This window comes from Mesorhizobium sp. WSM4844 (genome assembly GCF_055811775.1).
Genome location: NZ_JBVVQB010000049.1, coordinates 13,658 through 32,649 on the forward strand (window position 1 = coordinate 13,658; position 18,992 = coordinate 32,649).

Annotated in this window: 5 protein-coding genes; 1 reads left to right on the forward strand and 4 read right to left on the reverse strand. The window is 65.0% G+C overall.

Annotated elements, in window-relative coordinates:
• From AC0L2A_RS27995 to AC0L2A_RS28010, 4 genes are all read right to left on the reverse strand, one after another.
• Complete coding sequence (locus AC0L2A_RS27995) at positions 1-1,035, reverse strand: ABC transporter permease (RefSeq protein WP_287292385.1); 1,035 nt, start codon at positions 1,033-1,035, stop codon at positions 1-3.
• Positions 1,036-1,259: 224 nt separating this feature from the next.
• Complete coding sequence (locus AC0L2A_RS28000; RefSeq protein WP_473611531.1) at positions 1,260-2,915, reverse strand: ABC transporter substrate-binding protein; 1,656 nt, start codon at positions 2,913-2,915, stop codon at positions 1,260-1,262.
• A gap of 388 nt (positions 2,916-3,303) precedes the next feature.
• Positions 3,304-11,220: a translocation/assembly module TamB domain-containing protein gene (locus AC0L2A_RS28005; protein ID WP_473611533.1), complete on the reverse strand. Its 7,917-nt coding sequence runs from the start codon at positions 11,218-11,220 to the stop codon at positions 3,304-3,306.
• A complete protein-coding gene (locus tag AC0L2A_RS28010) occupies positions 11,220-13,148 on the reverse strand; it encodes an autotransporter assembly complex protein TamA (RefSeq protein ID WP_473611534.1) in 1,929 nt (642 codons plus the stop codon). The genes AC0L2A_RS28005 and AC0L2A_RS28010 overlap by 1 nt, the downstream gene beginning before the upstream one ends.
• Positions 13,149-13,452: 304 nt before the next feature.
• Between AC0L2A_RS28010 and AC0L2A_RS28015 the strand changes: the two genes are divergently transcribed.
• The gene (locus AC0L2A_RS28015; RefSeq protein ID WP_473611535.1) at positions 13,453-18,933 is read left to right on the forward strand and encodes an alpha-2-macroglobulin family protein; all 5,481 of its coding nucleotides are present in this window, start codon (positions 13,453-13,455) and stop codon (positions 18,931-18,933) included.
• Positions 18,934-18,992: the final 59 nt, after the last annotated feature.

The window sequence follows — 18,992 nt, forward strand, 5'->3', positions numbered from 1 at the left end:
CTATTGAACTCTGATACGCGGATTGAGAAACGCGTAGCCGACATCGGAAATGAGCTGCGTGATCAGGACGATGAACACCGAGACCAGGGAGCAGCCGAGCAAAAGATCGATATCGTTGTTGCCGGCCGCCTCGACCAGCGTGTAGCCAAACCCCTGGTAGCGGAACATCACCTCGACAATCACGACGCCGGTGAGCAGCCAGGGAAATTGCAGCATGATGACGGTGAACGGCGCGATCAGTGCGTTGCGCAGCGCGTGCTTGACCACGACGCTGCCGAAGGAGAGGCCCTTCAACCGGGCGGTGCGGATATATTGCTGCGTCATCACCTCGACCATCGAGGCGCGGGTCATGCGGGCGATATAGCCGATGCCATAGATCGCCAGCGTCATCACAGGCAGCGTGAAATTGTAGAAGGTGATGCCGCGACTGGCGGAAGCCGCCGAACCGTTCAGCAGGCCGAGCCATGAGGCGAAGATGACGGTGAATATGACGCCCGAGACATATTCGGGCGTCGCCGTCGAGGCGATCGAGGCCACTGACAAGGTCCGGTCGGTTCGCGAGCCTTCGCGCATGCCGGCGAGGATGCCGATCAGCAGCGAGATCGGCACCATAACCACAAGCACCCAGAACATCAGGATTCCGGTAGCACTGAGCGCCGGGAAAAGCTTCGACGCGACCGTCGTCTTGAACTTGGTCGAGCAGCCGAAGTCACCCTGCAGAACGCCGGAGAATGTCGGCTCGACAGGATCGTTGCAGAAGGCAAAACGTCGCGTGGGTTTGCCGGTTGCCGGGTCTGTGACTGGCTGCTTGGGCACGATACCCAGCCATTGGCCATAGCGGGAAAAGAAATTCTGGCGGTAGCCATGGTTGACAAGCCAGTTTTCGAGCTGCTCGGCCGAGGTGTGCATTTCGGTCTGGCTGATCGCCAGCTTTTTCAGATTGGGATCGAGATTGATCAGGAAGAACACGACCATCGTCAGGCACAGCATCGTCAATGCCATGGTGCCGAGGCGTCGAAGGATGAAAGAAAGCATGGCGGTCCCCTGCCGGCTGGTTGGGGTTGAGGCCGGCTCGGAGCCAGCTCAGCCGCAATCGGCAGAGCTGGCTGTCAAACGGACCCTCAGAATGCGATCAACCCTGTCTTATTGCACGCCCCTTTCCGAAGAGTCTGCGCTTTTTTTCTGCGCCCATCTGCGGTTGTGGGATCATGCATGGCGTGGGTGGAAGGGGCGAACCGCCCCTTCCACGATCGATCCGATCAGGCCTCCTCGTCGAGCCAGACCTTGCCGTAGTCGCGCTCGAAGGTCGGGTGCATGCCGTAGTTCTTAACGGAAGCGACCGAATGGCTGTAGAGCTTGCGCCAGTAGGGCTGGATGATGATCCCGGCATCCTGCAGGATCTGCTCGATGTCCTTCATCATTTCCTTGCGCTTGGCGGGGTCGGCAACGGCGAGCGCAGCGTTGAGCTTGCCATCCCACTCCGCATTCGCCCAGCCCGTCTCGTTCCACGCTTCACCGGTGCGATAGCCAATCGCCAGAACCTGGACGCCGAGCGGCCGCATGTTCCAGTTGGTCATCGACAGCGGGTATTTGGTCCAGTCGTTCCAGAAGGTCGAGCCCGGCAGCACCGTACGCTTGACCTTGATGCCGGCGTCGCGCATCTGCGCGGCGATCGCATCGCCGGTGTTCTTGTGCCAGTCTTCGTCGACCGTGATCAGCTCGTGCTCGAAGTCGGCCTGGCCGGCTTCAGCCATCAGCGCCTTCGCCTTGGCCGGATCGCGGGCAATCTTCGCCAGCTCGAAATATTCCGGATGGATCGGCGAGACATGGTGGTTTTCGGCAACTGTGCCGGCATTGCCGTAGCCGAGCTGCAGGACGACAGCGTTGTCGACCGCAAGCTGCAGCGCGTTGCGAACCTTCTGATCGTCATACGGCTTGTTGGTCACATTGGTGCGGCAGACGATCGTCGAAGCGGTGACCACCTCGGACTTGACCAGATCGACACCGTCGAGGATCGACACATAGTCGGCCGACGTCTCGAAATTGGTATGGACTTCGCCGGCTTCGAAAGCGCTGACCATCGCCGCCGGATCGGTGCCATAGTCGATGAACTCGACGCCGTCGAGAAACACCTCACCGTCCCACCACTTGTTGTCTTCGCGGCGTTTGTAGACGACCTTCTGGCCGACATCGTAGGAGACCAGTTCAAATGGGCCGGTGCCGATCGGGCAGGCTTTGAAATCGCCGCCCTTTTCGTCGAAGGTCTTGTGGACGACGAGACCGGGATAGTCGCACACGTTGGGGATGAGCGCGATATCCGGCGAGCTGAGCGTCAGCTTGACCGTGTGTTCGTCGACCTTGGTGACGGCGCTCTCATCCAGCTTGTCGTCCTTGACCAGCGAGCCGAGACGACCGGGCATGGAATTGCCTTCGGCCTTCTTGTCGGCCCAACGCTTGAAGTTGAAGATGACATCGTCGGCGGTGAACGGATCGCCGTTGTTCCAGGTGACGCCCTTGCGCACATGCAGCGTGTATTCGGTGGCGTCGTCGTTGACGTCCCAGCTCTCGAGCAGGTAGGGGCGGAACGTGTATTCGTTCGTGTACTTGACCAGCGGCTCGAGCGCCTGGCGCTCGGCATTGGCGATTTCCGACCAGTCGGCCTTGCGCGGATCCTTCGGATCCTTGATCCACATAGCGACCTTCAGTATGCCGCCTTTCTTGCCCTGCGCGTCCTGCGCTCTCGCCGGCGTCGGGTCGGCGAGGCCGAGCATGCCATAGGCCATCGCCGTGGACGCGCCGAAGACGCTGGCCAAAGCGAGAAACTCGCGGCGATCGACACGTCCGGCCCTGGCTTCTTCGGCCATCGCATGGATGTGATCCGGAACGCGGTCGCCATTACTCTTGTAGATTGTCATCGAGAACTCCCATTGTTGGCTTTCTGCCTTTTACCATTCCGCATCCGGGCCGTGATGTCAAAAACGGCACGGATTGGGAACATGCCAAGGAATGTGCAACTTTGGAAGGGAAGCAGTTCGCGTGATAACGACAGTCTTGGCGCAAAATTGCTATTGCCCGGTAGATTTCGTTCGAATCTCCGGCATCGATCAAACTGAGACATTCACTGCCGCGCCGCACGTCCGGTTGGCCGCGCAACGGACGCTGTAGCAGTTTGATTTTGCGCCGAAATCGATTTCGATTCTCGGGGTCATGCGCGAAGCTTTGCACCGCGCCGGCCGATCCGGATGAGTGCCGATATGGCGACGAGGGCTGTCGGATTGCCGGACCATTTCGCGCAGGCCGGCTTCAGTACTCGCGTTCGTAGAAAATGCCACCCTTGGCTTCGCCGGCATCGGTGGCTTCGCCTCGCAATTTGACGCCGCGGCCGACGTCGAGATCGATCGCCGCCTTGCCCGAACCCGGCTTGTCGCCCTTCTGGATCGTCACATAGGTGCGGTCGTTGAGATATTTGCCGGCCGAGACCGCGGTGCCGCCCTCCTCGTCGGTGACGACGTCGAGATCGTCGACGCCGATGGCGCTGCGCAGGTTCTGGAGCAGCGAGGTCGAGCCGCCGATGCCGGCCAGTTGCGCGGCGGCTTCGGCAAGCTGGGCGATCTGCAGCGGCGACAGGTTCGACATCGAGCGGCCAAAAATCAGTTGCGCCAGGACCTCGTCCTCCGGCAGCGCCGGCACCGACGAGAAGTTGAATTTCGGATTGGTCGCCTCGCCCGAAACCACGATGGTGACGGTGGTGCTGCTCGTCGTCGATGTCGCCGTGAGATTGAGATAAGGCACCAGCGACCCCGAAAAGCCGACCGTGCCTTCGGTGAAGGTCAGCCGCTTGGCCAGGATCGACAGCCGACCGCGCTGCAAGTCAAAGGTGCCGACCGCTTGCGGCGACGATGCCGGGCCGGTCAGCCGCAGCGAACCGCCAAGCTCGGCATCGACGCCCCTGCCCTGGATGAAGATCTGGCTGGGCGCGTTGACCGTGACATCGAGGTTGAGGCCGCCGCCACTGCTGCTGCTACTCGCCGTCGCCGGGCGCAACGCCTTGTCCTGCGCGCGCACGGCGGCCGGTGCGTTCTTGTGCCTGACGTTGAGCGCCGCCAGCGAGCCCGGCAGCTTCTCGGGAACGGTGATGACGGTCTTGGCCAGGTTGATCGTGCCCGAGATCACCGGCGCCGATGCGAGTGGCCCCTTGATGGTCAGGTCGCCGCCGAGATTGGCGGTGACCACCCTGCCGTCGGTGTAGCGGCCGTCGACGAGCTTGATCGACAGGTTGGCCGGAAAGCCTTGCGCCGGATTGATGCCGACCGTGCCGCTGGCCGACAGGCTGCCGCGCGTCGACAAATTGCCGGTCAGGCGGTTTATCCTGGCGACGCCACCGCCGATCGCCACATCGGCGGTGATATCGTTGATCGCAAGTCCCGAGCGTGCATCGATCAGGCGGGCACCCGACGTGCGGACCGTGCCTGTGATCACCGGCGCCGTCGCCGGGCCGCGCACCTTCAGATTGACGTCGGCCGTGCCGCTCAACGACAGGCCTTGTGCGGCCAGTGTCCGGGTCAGGAAGGCGAACGGCACCTTGCCGGAAAAGTCGAGATCAAGCGTCGGCGTGCCTGATGTCGTCATCGTGCCGCCGCCCTTGAGGCCGAGACCGGCGGCATCGCTCATGTTGGCCTCGAAGGTCAGTCGGTTGCCGGAAAACGTGCCGGAGGACGAAACGCCCATGCCGCCGAAACCGGCGCCGCGGGTCTGCGACGTCTGGACGCCTGCGGCGTCGACCTTGAAGGCGACGGCCGGATTGGCCGGCGCGCCCGTCACCTTCACCGTGCCCGAGATCGTGCCGGCGGCATCGAGGCCGGGCGAGAAACTGTTGGCGAGCGACATCGGCACCCGCGCCAGCGTCGCGTTGAGATTGAGCGCCTCCCCGACCTTGCCCGAAACCGTCGCCGTGCCGCCGCCGAGGTTGAGTGCGAGCCTGTCCAGGCTGGTGGTGCCGTTGGCGATGGTGATGGTCGAGGTCTGGGCGATCGCCGCTTTGATGCCGCGCATGGTCGCCTGGCCGGAGGCGAGCTCAACCGTCGTCGTGCCATTGGCGACCCTGACGCGGCCGGCCGCCCTGGCCGGAATGTCCTTGACGGTGGCGCCGCCGGAAAAGCCGGTCCAGTCGCCGTCGCGGGTCAGATCGACATCGATGCCGCGAATGACGGTGCCGCCGGAGGTGACGCTGTCGGCACGGATTTTTCCGGAGATCACCGGCGCCGCTCGATAGTTGGCGATCGATGCGTCGATGGTCACCGTCTTTGCCGAAACATCGCCGCGTGTAATCGAAGCCGTCGAAGCCTTGACGGTGACCTCAGGCGCATTGCCGGCCTTCGAGAAGACGATCGTGCCGCGCACGTCGCCTTCCGCCTTTTCCAGCGCAAGCGCTGCCAGCGGTCCGATGTCAGGCAGGTCGAGCGCCACGGTGCCTTCAGGCACGAAAGCCTCGTCAAGCGCCAGGTCGCCTGATATCCGGTTCTTGCCGAGCGACAGCAAAAGCCCGTCGATAGCGCGCTTGCCGTCTGACGTCGCCAGCACGGCGCTGCCCTTCAGGGGCTGGCCCGCGACATTTCCGGTCAATTGGACATTGGCCGCCGGGTTGGCGGCATCGGCCTTGCCTGTGGCGGTGAGGCTCAACCCGGCGATCTCGCGTTCGGCAACCGAAAGCCGGTCGCTGTTGACCGTCAGCGACAGGTCTGGCGCGGTGCTGGCGCCTTGCGCGTTCAGCGCGAAGGTGATGGCGCCGTTGGCGTCCCCGGACAGAAGCGAGATGTCGGCCAGCGCGCCCTTGATATCGACGGTGAGCTTGTTGTCGGCAAGGCTGGCCTGCCCGTCGGCGGTCAGCGCGCCGGACACCAGCCTGATCGCATCGGCGGTGACATTGCCATTGGCGTCGCGCTTCAGCGCGGCACTGAGTTCCGTCCGCTGCGCGAGCACGCCGCGCGCTGCCGCCGGCAGCGCCGCGGAAACCGCGTCGGTCTTGAGGTTGAGGTCGATGGCGCCGTCGGCCAGCGAGATCCTTCCATTGAAGCCGGTGTTCAGCGCGTCGCTCGTCACCGACCCGCTGTCGATGAGAATGCCGTCGGTCGCCAGGCTGCCGGCGACTTGTGCCGTGATCTTGCCGGCGATCAGCGGCGCTATGGTCGGATTGTCCAGGCCGATCTTGTTTGCCGTCACCGTGCCGGAGACCGGCCCCGTCCGGCTCTTCACGTCGAAAGCGTCCGAGTGCAATGCCAGCGTGAGCCCCTCGACATCGCTGAATTTCGTCGCGACCGAAGGCAGAACAGCGGAAATGTCGAGCTGCGGCTGCGTGCCCTGCCCTGCAGCCTTTACCGAAAGCGCCTGCAGCTCGAGCTTGATCGGGCTCTCGGTGCTGCCGAGCGTCAGCGGCAGGCTCGGGCCGGTCGAGGCCAGGTCGAGCGAAAAATCGCTGGCGCCGTTCGGATTGATGGTGCCGGCAGCCTTGCCGGAAATCTTGTCTCCTGAAAGCGTCGCGCGGTCGATGGCGACGCCGCCGGCGGAGGAGAAGCTGCCTGCGGCATCGAAGTTGAGCAGCCCGAGCCCCGCCTGGCGGGTCTGGCTGGTCTCGGCGCCGCTGAGCTGCGCATCGAAACGAATGTCAGGGACTGCTGACGGTCCCGTCACTTGCGCCGTTCCACCGAGCGTGCCCGCGGCGTCGAGGCCGGGTGAAAAATCATTGGCCAGGGCGGCCGGCAGCCCGGAAAACTCTGCCGCAAGATCGAGCGTCTGGCCGGCGGTGCCGGACATTGTCACCGATCCGCCGCCGACATCGAGCATCAGTTTCTCGATGCTGGCGGCGCCGTTGGCGATGCTCAGGGTCGACGGCTGCGCGATCGCCGCCCTGATGCCGCGAATGGTCGCATCGCCGGAGGCGATTTCGACGCTTGTCGTGCCGTCGGCGATCCTCACCCTGCCTTCTGCCGTGGCCGGAATTCCGGCGACGGTGGCGCCGCCGGAAAACCCGGTCCAGTCGCCGTCGCGCTTCAAATCGACATCGATGCCGCTGATCACGGTGCCGCCGGAGGTGACGCTGTCGGCACGGATTTTACCGGAGATCGCCGGTGCGGCGACATAGTTGGCAATCAGCGCATCGATGGTGACCGTCTTTGCCGAAAGATCGCCGCGCGAAATTGAATCTGTGGTCGCCTTGATGGCGACATGAGGCGCATTGCCGGTCTTCGAGAAGACGATCGTGCCACGCACGTCGCCGTCAGCTTTTTCCAGCGCCAGGGCTGCGAGCGGACTGATATCGGGTAGATCCAGCGCAACCGTGCCGAGCGGCAGGAATCGATCGTCGAGAGCAAGGTCGCCCGAAACTTTGTTGTCGCCCAGTGACAGGCTTAGTCCGTTTATGGACCGCTTTCCCTGGCGCGTTACCAGCGACGCCTTGAAATCGAGTGGCTCGTCATTGACGGATCCGGTGAGCGAGATATCGGCCGCCGGGCTGGCGATGTCGCCCTTCCCCGTCGCGGTGAGCTTTAGCCCGGTGATTTCTCGCGCCACCACCGAAAGCCGGTCGCTGTTGACCGTCAGCGACAGGTCGGGCGCGGTGCTGGCGCCTTGCGCGTTCAGCGCGAAGGTGATGGCGCCCTTGGCATCCCCGGACAGAAGCGAGATGTCGGCGAGCGCGCCCTTGACGTCGGCGCTGACCTTGTTGTCGGCGAGGCTGGCCTGCCCGTCGGCGCTGAATGCACCTGATACCAGCCTGATGGCGTTGGCGATAACATTGCCGTTGGCGTCGCGCTTCAGTGCCGCGCTGAGCTGCGTCCGCTCGGCGAGCACGCCGCGCACTGCCGCCGGCAGTGCCGCGGAAGCCGCAACCGCCCTGAGGTTGAGATCGATGGCGCCATCGGCCAGGGAGACCCTTCCATTAAAGCCGCTGTCCAGTACCTCGCTCGTTACCGAGCCGCTGTCGATGACGATGGTATCGGTAGCGAGATCGCCGGCGACCTTGGCAGTAATCTTTCCGGCGAGCAGCGGCGCGATGGTCGGATTGTCCAGGCCGATTTTGCCCGCCGTCACCGTACCGGAGATCGGCCCTGTTCGGCCCTTCAGATCGAAGGCGTCGGAATGGAGCGCAAGCGCGATGCCTTCGGCCTTGGCGAGGTTGGTGGCGACCGACGGCAGTGTCGCGGAGATATTCAGCGTCGATTGCGTGCCCTGCCCCGCGACCTCCACCGACAGCGCCTGCAACTCGAGCTTGATCGGGCTCTCGGTGCTGCCAAGCGCCAGCGGCAGGCTCGGGCCGGTCGAGGCCAGGTCGAGCGAAAAATCGCTGGCGCCGTTCGGATTGATGGTGCCGGCAGCCTTGCCGGAAATCTTGTCTCCTGAAAGCGTCGCGCGGTCGATGGCGACGCCGCCGGCGGAGGAGAAGCTGCCTGCGGCATCGAAGTTGAGCAGCCCGAGCCCCGCCTGGCGGGTCTGGCTGGTCTCGGCGCCGCTGAGCTGCGCATCGAAACGAATGTCAGGGACTGCTGACGGTCCCGTCACTTGCGCCGTTCCACCGAGCGTGCCCGCGGCGTCGAGGCCGGGTGAAAAATCATTGGCCAGGGCGGCCGGCAGCCCGGAAAACTCTGCCGCAAGATCGAGCGTCTGGCCGGCGGTGCCGGACATTGTCACCGATCCGCCGCCGACATCGAGCATCAGTTTCTCGATGCTGGCGGCGCCGTTGGCGATGCTCAGGGTCGACGGCTGCGCGATCGCCGCCCTGATGCCGCGAATGGTCGCATCGCCGGAGGCGATTTCGACGCTTGTCGTGCCGTCGGCGATCCTCACCCTGCCTTCTGCCGTGGCCGGAATTCCGGCGACGGTGGCGCCGCCGGAAAACCCGGTCCAGTCGCCGTCGCGCTTCAAATCGACATCGATGCCGCTGATCACGGTGGCGCCTGATGTGACGCTGTCGGCACGGATTTTACCGGAGATCGCCGGTGCGGCGACATAGTTGGCAATCAGCGCGTTGACGGCGATGGTCTTCGCCGCCAGATCGCCGCGGGAAATAGACCCGCTCGTCATATCGATGACTACCGTCGGCACGCCACCATCATTCGAGAGGCGGATGCTGCCCTGCACGTCGCCGGCCGCCGTCTGCCCGGCAAGCGCGGCCAGCGGGCCGATATCGGGCGCTTCGAGGGTCAGCGTGCCGAGCGGCAGCAAGCTGTCGTCGAGCACGAGATCGCCCGAGACCTTGTTGTCGGCCAGCGACAGGCTAAGCCCGTTGAGGGAACGCGTTCCGTCACGCGTCACCAAAGATGCCCTGAGATCGAGCGGCTGGTCGTCGACGGACCCTGTCAGTGCGACATCGGCAGCGGGATTGACGATGTCGGCCTTGCCCGTCGCTGTCAGCTTGATCGTCTTGACCGTCCGGCCCGACGCGGTCAGGCTGTCGCTGTCGGCCGAGACCGAGAAATCCGGCGCCGAGCGCGCGCCGCTCGCCGTCAACGCGAAATTGACGGCCCCGCCGACCGGTACGCCAACGATCGGCGACAGCACCGAGACGTCGCCGAGCGTGCCCCTGATGTCGGCCTGGATGTCGGTGCCCGTCGCGCTGGCGGTGCCGCTGGCGCTGAGCGAGCCCGAATTGAGTTGCAGCGCATTGGCGGCAAACAAGCCTTGCGGGTCGCGGGTCGCGGTCGCCGAGAATGTCACACGCTCGCCGAGAACCGGGCGGATCTGCGGCGGCAGCGCAGTCGAGACGGCATCGGCATTCATCTTGAGCGTCATCGCCAGATCGGCCAGCGTCACCCTGGATGTCACCGACGCATTGAGCGCATCGCTGCGCAGCGTGCCTTGATCGACGACGATCTCGTCCTTGCTGACCGACCCGGCGAGGTCGGCGGTGACCCTGCCGGTCACCAGCGGCGCCAGCGTCGCCACGTCGGTGTTCAGGCCGCCGGCGATAAGCTTGATGGTGACCGGTCCGCTGCGGTCCTGGATGTCAAAGCCGTCGGAATGGATTTCGGCCACCAGATCGTCCACCCGCGTGCCGCCCGCCACCACCGAGACCAGGGACGCGCCGATGTCGATTATCGGCGCCTTGCCGCCGCCGAACGCGCGAGCCGTGGCGCCGGTGATCGCGACCGTCACCGGCTGCGCCGCGGCGCCGAGGCTGAGCACGATTGGTGGACCCTTGGCGGCGAGTTCCACCGAAAGGTCGCTGGCGCCGTTGGGGTCGATGATGCCCGCGGCGGTGCCATGCACGGCGTCACTGTCGATGCTGGCGCGCTCGACCTCGACGCCGCCCGTCACGATCGCGGTTCCGGCGAGGTCGAAGCTGGTCTTGCCGGCAAACAAGGATTTCAGATTGTCGGGCAAGAAGCGCTGGAAGTCGCCGTCGCCCTTGGCCTCGACATAGTTGCCCTTGTCGGTGAGTTGGTGGCGACCTGTGAGCTGGGTGACGATCTGGCCGTCGACGACGAAGGTACCGATGCCGCTCCAATTGGCGACCGGCCCGGTGCCGGTGACGACGATGTTGACCGGCGGCGTATCCGGCAATTTGAGCAGATTGGCGATGATGCCGCCGGCCGGCTCCGACGCCTTCAGATCGAGGTCCAGCTTGTTATCGGCGGGCGCAAAATGGATGTTGGCGTCGAGCTTGCCTTGCTTGCCGTCGCGGCGGGTGATGTTGAGGCTGGTTGCGAGCGCCAATGGCGCCGCATCGGCCTTGAACGATCCCTTGGCGGCGAGCTCGGCGATACCGCTGCCGACCAGCGCCTGCCCGAGCGCGATTTCCGGCAGGTCGATCTGCTTGATGTCGAGCGACACCGGCAGCGTGGTGGCGCCACCTTGGCTCGGCTGCGTGCCGGCCACCGGCAGCCGCGCCAGCTCGATGCGATCGGCGCTGACGCGGCCGGCGCTGAAGTTTTTCGACAGAAGCGCCAGCGGCGACCAGTCGACGGCCACCTTGCGCGCCACCAGCCAGGCGCCCTGGCGATCCTCCAGCACCACATGGTCGACCGTCAGGGCGCCGGACCAGATGCCGTCGATGCCGCTGACCGTGACCTTCTGGTCATCGGTCGACGCCACGGTCGAGATGATGCCCGCGAGATTGGCGCGGCCGCGCTCGGTCTTGGTCAGCACGACGAGCGCACCGACCACCGCCGCCACCAGGACGAGCAGCGTGTAAAGGGCAATGCGAAGGATGCGCTTGAACATTGTCATCAAAACGCCTGGCCGATACCGGCATAGATGCCGAAATCCGGGTCGTCGGGATCCGGGTTGAGCGGCACCGCCGCATCGATGCGCAACGGTCCGAACGGCGTAATATAGCGCAAGCCGACGCCGGCGCCGACCTTCATGCCGGAAAAATCCGGGAATTGATCGGTCGAGACGGTGCCGGCATCGACGAACGGCACGACGCCGATCGTGTCGGTGATGGCGATGCGCATCTCGAACGAGGTCTCGAAGAAGGACAGCCCGCCGATCGGCTCTCCGTCGGCGTCCTTCGGACCGATGCCCTGATAGGCATAACCGCGCACCGAGCCGCCGCCGCCGGAATAGAAGCGCCGGTCGGCCGGAACATCCTGAAGGCCGGCGCCGATGATCGAGCCGATGGCGACGCGTTCGGCCAGGACGAACTTCGAGGCCGCGTCGAGCGACTGATAGGCCGATCCTTCGCCCCTAAGCTTGACGAAGGCGGCACCGTTCAAAATGTCGTAGCTCGGCTCGGCATAGGCCAGCGCCCTGAATCCGGTCGTCGGGTTGAGCCGGTTGTCGCGGTTGTCGTAGACATAGCGCAGCGGAATGCTGGCGATCAGAAAAGTGTGCTTGCCGAAGGAATCGGTGATCTTCGAATAGTCGAGCGCGACTTCCGCCGAAACCGTCTGCTGCCGGTCGAGGTCATACGACAGGCCGGTGTTGCCCTTGACCGAGAAACGGTCGTAGGCGTCGGGATGCTCCAGCACGGTGTTGGCGCCGGCGAAGAATTTAGACGCTGGCCCGACCACGCCCGGCTTTTCGAACATGATGCCGGCATTGTAGTTGAGCTCGGTCAGTTCGTTGCTGCCGATGCCGCTGATTTCGCCCTCGATGCGCAGTTTTTCGGCACGGCCGAACAGATTGCGGTGACCCCAATAGCCTTCGAGGCCGAGCCCCTCGGTGTTGGAGAAGGTGCCGCCAAGGCCGAAATAGCGCGGCTTGCGCTCGCTCACTTCGACGCCGATCGGGATGTTGCCGTCGGCGTCGAGACCGTCGGCCTCCTTCAGCGTCACGCTGTTGAAGACTTCCAGCCCGAGCAGCCGGTCGCGCGCCTCGTCGACCTCTTCCGGCGAATATTGGCGGCCGCGCTTCAGGCCGGTCATGTATTCGGTGAAATCGCGGTCGACCTTCTCGGTGCCTTCGACCGTGGTGTCGCCGTAGCCGGCAACCGGCCCGGCGGCCACGGTCAGCGCCACGTCGAGCGTCGAGGTGGCGTGATCGGCAACGATCTCGCGGGCGGTCACCTTGGCCAGCGGCCTGCCGTCCTCCTTGAGCGCCCGCACGATCGACGCCTCGGCCTTGAGCACGGCACCGGACCCGGCATCGCCGCCGGCGATCAGGCCGAAATCGGCGCCCGACAGCCCCGCCGCATCGCCCTCCAGCCTGATGTCGCCAAGCGTGAACTTCGGCCCGGCCGCAATGTTGATCACCACCGGAATCGGCTGCGGACCCGAGAATTCGGCGTCGGGCGGCAAATCGTCGAGCGGCTTGCCTTCGATGGTAATGGTGACGACGCCCTCGTAGCGGGCGTCCGCATAAAGGGCGGCGACAAGCTGATCGCGGTCGGCACGCGCCTTGGCCAGCAGGCCGAGCGAACCGGAGACCGGACGTTCTTCGTCGTCCTTCAGCGCCGAGGCGTTTTCGAGTTTTTCGGCGAGATCCTCGTCGGCGTCGGGCGCCTCTATGGTCACCGCATAGCGCAGCGGATCGACGATGTCGGCATCTTCATCCTCCGACGATCCCCACAGCTTGATGCCGAAGATCTCGAAAGCGGCCGCATTTCCGCTCGCGCCAACCAGTGCAGTCGAGCATAGCAAGGCGGAAAGCAAGGCGAGCGAAAACACGCGCCGTGGCGCGGTTCCTCCCGACATCTGCCTTTCATACGCCGACATTACAACTCTACACTAGCGGCCAAAGCTAAAATTGGAATGAAGTTCTGAATTGCTCGTAAACGGGCCACAATCCAATTGCCACAATCCAACTGTCTTAAATGGACAGGGCTTGGAATTCACACCTTCTGCGTCGCCGCAAGAAAGCGTGATCCCTGTCCTGTGGAGGTACTACCGGTCATCGGCCGGAAAGGAAACCGTTGGCAGGCGGGAACCTGCCGCGTCCTTGTGTTGACAAGCTGGACCGAAGCTTGAACATGTCTGGGCGTAACGTGGACGTAACGTAAGCAGTGTCCGGAGGGGTGTCATGGCAATGCGCGCGGCTCGTGGTCTGTCGATTCTTTTTCTTCTCTTTCTCGCCTGGGGCAGTGTCGCGCAAGCGGCCGAAGCGCGCCGGGTGGTGACATCGGACAATTCCGATTATTTCGGCTTCGATCTCAGATCCGACCAGAATGTCAGCCTCGATCAGTGCACGACGACATGTCTCGGCGATCCCGCCTGCCGCGCTTTCACCTACAACCCCAAGGCCAAGTGGTGTTTTCTCAAATCCGACTATAACACGGTGAAGCCCTTCAAGGGCGCCGTCGCCGGCAAGGTCATCAACGTCGAAGGCGACCCCGACATCGGCGCGCCGCCGGCGCTCGCCTTCTTCCCCGCCTGGATGGCCGACCAGGCCCAGCAATACCGCAACAGGCTCACCGGCCCGGCCTACACCAAGCCCACCGAAGGGCTGACGGCGCTGCGGGAGGCGGCAAGGCAAGCGTCGCAGACCGGCGACCACCGCTTGGCCGTTCAAAAATACGAGGCTTTGGTTTCGGTATTGCCCGACGATGGCCAACTCTGGCTTGAACTGGCGCGGGAAACACTTGCCGTGCAGCCGACCGCCAACAGCGCCGAGGCGTCGACCCTGCCGGCGAACGCCACCTCCGCCGGCTTCAACGCCTACAAATTGCTGCGCACCACAAAAACCCGTGCCGAAGCGCTGGCACTGCTTGGCGACGGGCTCGATCGCCGCGACCTCGCTCGGCCGGCGCTGCAGGCCTACGAAGCGAGCCTCGCGCTGGTCAGTTCGCCCTGGGTCACGGCCGCCTATCAGGACCTCAAGGCGCGTAAGGGCTTCCGCGTCGTCGATCACACGGTCGACGCCGACACCAGCGCGCCACGCATCTGCGCGCAGTTTTCCGAAGACCTGGTCAAGACCGGCGTCGACTACGCGCAATTCGTCACCGTCGACAACGCCGCCCCCAAGGGCGTCGAGGCCAAGGACAAGCAGATCTGCGTCGAGGGGCTCGAGCACGGCCAGCATTACGAAGTGACCTTCCGTCCCGGCCTGCCGGCCGCCATCGGCGAGGTGATCTCCACCCCGGTGGTGCTGTCGATCTATGTGCAGGACCGCGCCCCGTCCGCCCGTTTCACCGGCGACAGCTTCGTGCTGCCGGCCGGCGCGCGCCGAGGCATCCCGGTCGTCACCGTCAACATGAGCGCCGCCGAAATGAAGCTTTTTCGCATCGGCGATCGCTCGCTGACCCAGCTTCTGTCCGGCTACCAGTTCCTGCGCCAGCTTGACGGCTACGACATCTCCAACATTTCCGATCAGATGGGCGAGCCGGTTTGGCAGGGCCAACTCGACATCGCCAACGACCTGAACAAGGAAGTCACCACCTCCTTCCCGGTCGACGAAGCGCTGCCGCAGCGCAAGCCCGGCGTCTATGTGCTGACCGCGCAACCGGTCGACGAGAACGACGACGACTATGATTCGCGCGCCACGCAATGGTTCGTCGTCTCCGATATCGGCCTGTCGACCTATACCGGGCAGGACGGGCTGAACGTCTTTGCCCGTTCGCTCGCAACCGCCAAGCCGATATCAGGTGCTGAACTGACGCTGCTGGCCAGGAACAACGAGATCCTCGGCACCGCGACCACGGACGCGGAAGGCCGCGCCGTCTTCAACCCCGGACTGACGCGCGGAGACGGCGGCATGGTGCCGGCCGTGCTGACAGCCAAGCAGGGTGACAGCGACTTCGTCTTCCTCGACATGGGCCGCGCCGGCTTCGATCTTTCCGATCGCGGCGTCACCGGGCGTCCTGCGCCGGGCGCGCTCGACGTCTATGCCTGGACCGAACGCGGCATCTACCGCGCCGGCGAGGACGTCCATGTCGCAGCACTTGCCCGCGACAGCGCCGCCAAGGCGGTCGAGAACCTGCCGCTGACCTTCATCTTCACCCGTCCCGACGGCGTCGAGAACCGCCGCATCATCAGCGACGGCGCATCGGCCGGCGGCCATGCCGTCGACCTGCCGCTCGAACCCAACGCCATGCGCGGCACCTGGACGGTGGCGATCCACACCGACCCCAAGCAGGCGGCGGTCGCCAGCCAGATGTTTTTGGTCGAGGATTTCGTGCCGGATCGCATCGAGTTCGACCTGTCCTCCGACAAGCAGGAGATCGCGCAGGGCGAAACCGCTAACGTTACCGTCGACGGCCGCTTCCTTTATGGCGCGCCGGCCGCCGGGCTGGCGCTCGAAGGCGAACTGACGCTGTCGACCACCCGCGCCTGGGACCGCTTCAAGGGCTATTCCTTCGGCCTCGCCGACGAGCAGTCGGCGGAACCGTCAGTCACCCCGTTCACCGGCCTGCCGGTGGTCGGCGACGACGGCAAGGCGACCTTCCCGGTTTCCGTCGACCAGTTGCCCTCGACCACCAGGCTGGTCGACGCCAAGGTTACGGTCAGGATGCGCGAGACCGGCGGCCGCGCCGTCGAACGCTCGCTCAACATCGCCATCCGGCCGCAGGGCCAGATGATCGGCATCCGCCCCGATTTCGACGGCGACGAGGTGCCGCAAGGCGGCACGGCGAAGTTCGGCTTGATTGCCGTCGACCCCGACGGCAAGCGCGAGGCGCTCCAGGGCGCGCAATGGTCGCTGGTCAAGGTCGAACGCAATTACCAATGGTACCGCTCCAGCAATTCCTGGAATTATGAGCCGGTGACCTTCACCAAGTCGGTGGCCAGCGGCCAGGTCGACATGGCCGCCGACGGCGAGGCCACCGTCTCGCTGCCGGTCGACTGGGGCCGCTACCGGCTCGAGATCGAGACGTCTGACCCGGAGGGCCCGGCGACCAGCTACGAGTTCGACGCCGGCTGGTATGTCAGCTCCACCACCACCGAAACGCCCGACGGCCTCGAAATCGCCCTCGACAAGGACAGCTATGCGGCCGGCGAAGTGGCCAAGCTTAAACTGTCGCCGCATTTTGCCGGCGAGCTGCTCGTCACCATCGGCGCCGACAAGCTCTTGAAGACCGTCACCGCCAGCGTGCCGGCCGGCGGCAGCACCATCGACATCCCCGTCGGCGACGACTGGGGCGCCGGCGCCTATGTCACGGCAACGCTGTTCAGGCCGGGTGATGCGCAGGAAACCCGCATGCCGGCGCGCGCCATCGGCGTCAAATGGCTGAAGGTCGATCCGGGCTCGAAAAAACTCGCCGTCAGCCTGACGCCGCCGGACAAGACCATGCCGCGCCAGCAGCTGTCGATCCCGGTTTCGGTGGCCGGCGTGCAGCCGGGCGCCAACGCCTATGTCATGGTCGCGGCCGTCGATGTCGGCATCCTCAACCTGACCAACTACAAGGTGCCGGATCCGGAGACCTGGTTCTTCGGCCAGCGCATGCTCGGCCTTGAAGTACGCGACCTCTACGGCCGCCTGATCGACGGCTCGCTGGGCACGACCGGCAAGCTGCGCAGTGGCGGCGACGGCGCCAACATCCAGTCGCAAGGCAGCCCGCCGACCGAAAAGCTGGTCGCCTTCTTCTCCGGTCCGGTCCAGCTCGACGCCGACGGCAAGGCGCGGGTCGACTTCGACATCCCGCAGTTCAACGGCACCGTGCGCGTCATGGCCGTCGCCTGGACCGAGGACGGGGTCGGCCACGCCCAGTCCGACGTGATCGTGCGCGATCCGGTGGTGATCACCGCCGGCCTGCCGCGCTTCCTGGCGCCCGGCGATTCGGCCGTCATGCGGCTCGATGTCACCGACGCCGACGGTCCGGAGGGCGACTATGCGCTGTCTATAAGCACGTCAGGCGATCTTTCGACCGGCGATGCCGCCCTGCCCGAAAAGCTGACGCTGGCCAAGGGCAAGCGGCAGACGCTGACCGTGCCGCTGATCGCCGAGGCGCCGGGCAACGCCTCGATCACCATCAAGCTCGCCCATGCCGACGGCACCGCTGTCGAGCAGACGCTCTATGTTCCGGTGCGCCCGGCGCAATTGCCGGTGACCACCCGTATGGTGGTCGACCTCAAGGGCAAAGGCGGCTCGCTGCGCGTCGACAAGGAGCTCTTGGCGGCAAGCCTGCTCGACGGTGCTTCGGTCAGTGTCGGCGTTTCACAGGCGGCGGCCTTCGACGTCCCCTCGCTCCTGATGACGCTCGACCGCTACCCCTATGGCTGCGCCGAGCAGACCACCAGCCGGGCCATGCCGCTGCTCTATGTCAACGAGATGGCGTCGGGCGCCGGCATGGCCAGCGACGCCGATCTGCACGGCCGCATCCAGGACGCCATCTACAAGGTGCTGAGCTACCAGGCCTCGGCCGGCAGCTTCGGCCTGTGGGCTCCGGGCTCCGGCGATTTGTGGCTCGACGCCTATGTCACCGACTTCCTGACCCGGGCGCGCGAGCAGAAATACGACGTGCCGGCGGTGGCGATGAACCAGGCGCTGAGCAATCTGCAAAACGCGATCGGCTACGACCAGGACGTCAAGGATCGCGGCAGCGAGATCGCCTATGCGCTCTACGTGCTGGCCCGCAACAAGAAGGCCTCGATCGGCGATCTGCGCTACTATGCCGACACCCAGCTCGAAGCCTTTACCAGCCCGATGGCCGTCGCCCAATTGGCGGCGGGCCTGGCGCTCTATGGCGACACGCAGCGCTCGGAAGCCACCTTCCAGGCCGCCCTGCAACTGGCCAATTCGAGCTCGGCATACGACTACTACAGGTCCGATTATGGCTCGCCACTGCGTGACGGCGCGGCGATGCTGGCGCTTGCTGCCGAATCCAAGCCGGTGCCGGCGATCGTGCCGGCGCTGATCAAGCGGGTGACGCAGGAACGCGCCGCCGTCAGATGGACCAGCACGCAGGACGAGTCCTGGATGCTACTGGCGGCGCGTGCCCTGAAGGCCGGCAATGATGCGATCGCGCTGACCATCAATGGCGCGCCGCATGCCGGCGCCTATTCGGACCAGATCACCGGCAGCGACATTGCCGACAGTCCGCTGACCGTCGCCAACACCGGCAGCAACCCGTTGCAGGCGGTCGTCACCACGGTGGCCTCGCCGATCCAGCCGCTGCCGGCCAGCGGCGACGGCTTCACCATCGGCCGCACCTACTACAAGCTCGACGGCACCGAAGCCAATGTCACGCAGGCGACCCAGAACGAACGCTATGTCGTCGTGCTCAATATCTATGAGCAGAACAAATGGCCGTCGCGGCTGGTGATCACCGATCTGCTGCCGGCCGGCTTCGAGATCGACAATCCGGGCCTGGTTTCCAGCGCCCAATTGTCGAATTTCTCCTGGCTGGCCCAGACCGACGCCGCCCATCTCGAATTCCGCGACGACCGTTTCGTCGCCGCTTTCAATCCGAACGACGGCGAAGGCGACCGCAACATCACGCTCGCCTATGTCGTGCGTGCGGTGACGCCGGGCACCTATGCCCATCCGGCGGCAACCGTCGAGGACATGTACCGGCCGCAATATTCGGCCCGCACCGCGACCGGCATGATGGAGGTCAAGGCGCCGTAAGGCAAAGATGGCGAACCATGGCGATGGCGATGCCCCTCATTGCCCTGCCGGGCATTTCT

What these genes read in the sequence shown, in the direction of transcription:
- AC0L2A_RS27995 (WP_287292385.1), bottom strand. Translation starts at nt 1,035, where the DNA reads ATGCTTTCTTTCATCCTTCGACGCCTCGGCACCATGGCATTGACGATG.
- AC0L2A_RS28000 (WP_473611531.1), bottom strand. Translation starts at nt 2,915, where the DNA reads ATGACAATCTACAAGAGTAATGGCGACCGCGTTCCGGATCACATCCAT.
- AC0L2A_RS28005 (WP_473611533.1), bottom strand. Translation starts at nt 11,220, where the DNA reads ATGACAATGTTCAAGCGCATCCTTCGCATTGCCCTTTACACGCTGCTC.
- AC0L2A_RS28010 (WP_473611534.1), bottom strand. Translation starts at nt 13,148, where the DNA reads ATGTCGGCGTATGAAAGGCAGATGTCGGGAGGAACCGCGCCACGGCGC.
- AC0L2A_RS28015 (WP_473611535.1), top strand. Translation starts at nt 13,453, where the DNA reads ATGGCAATGCGCGCGGCTCGTGGTCTGTCGATTCTTTTTCTTCTCTTT.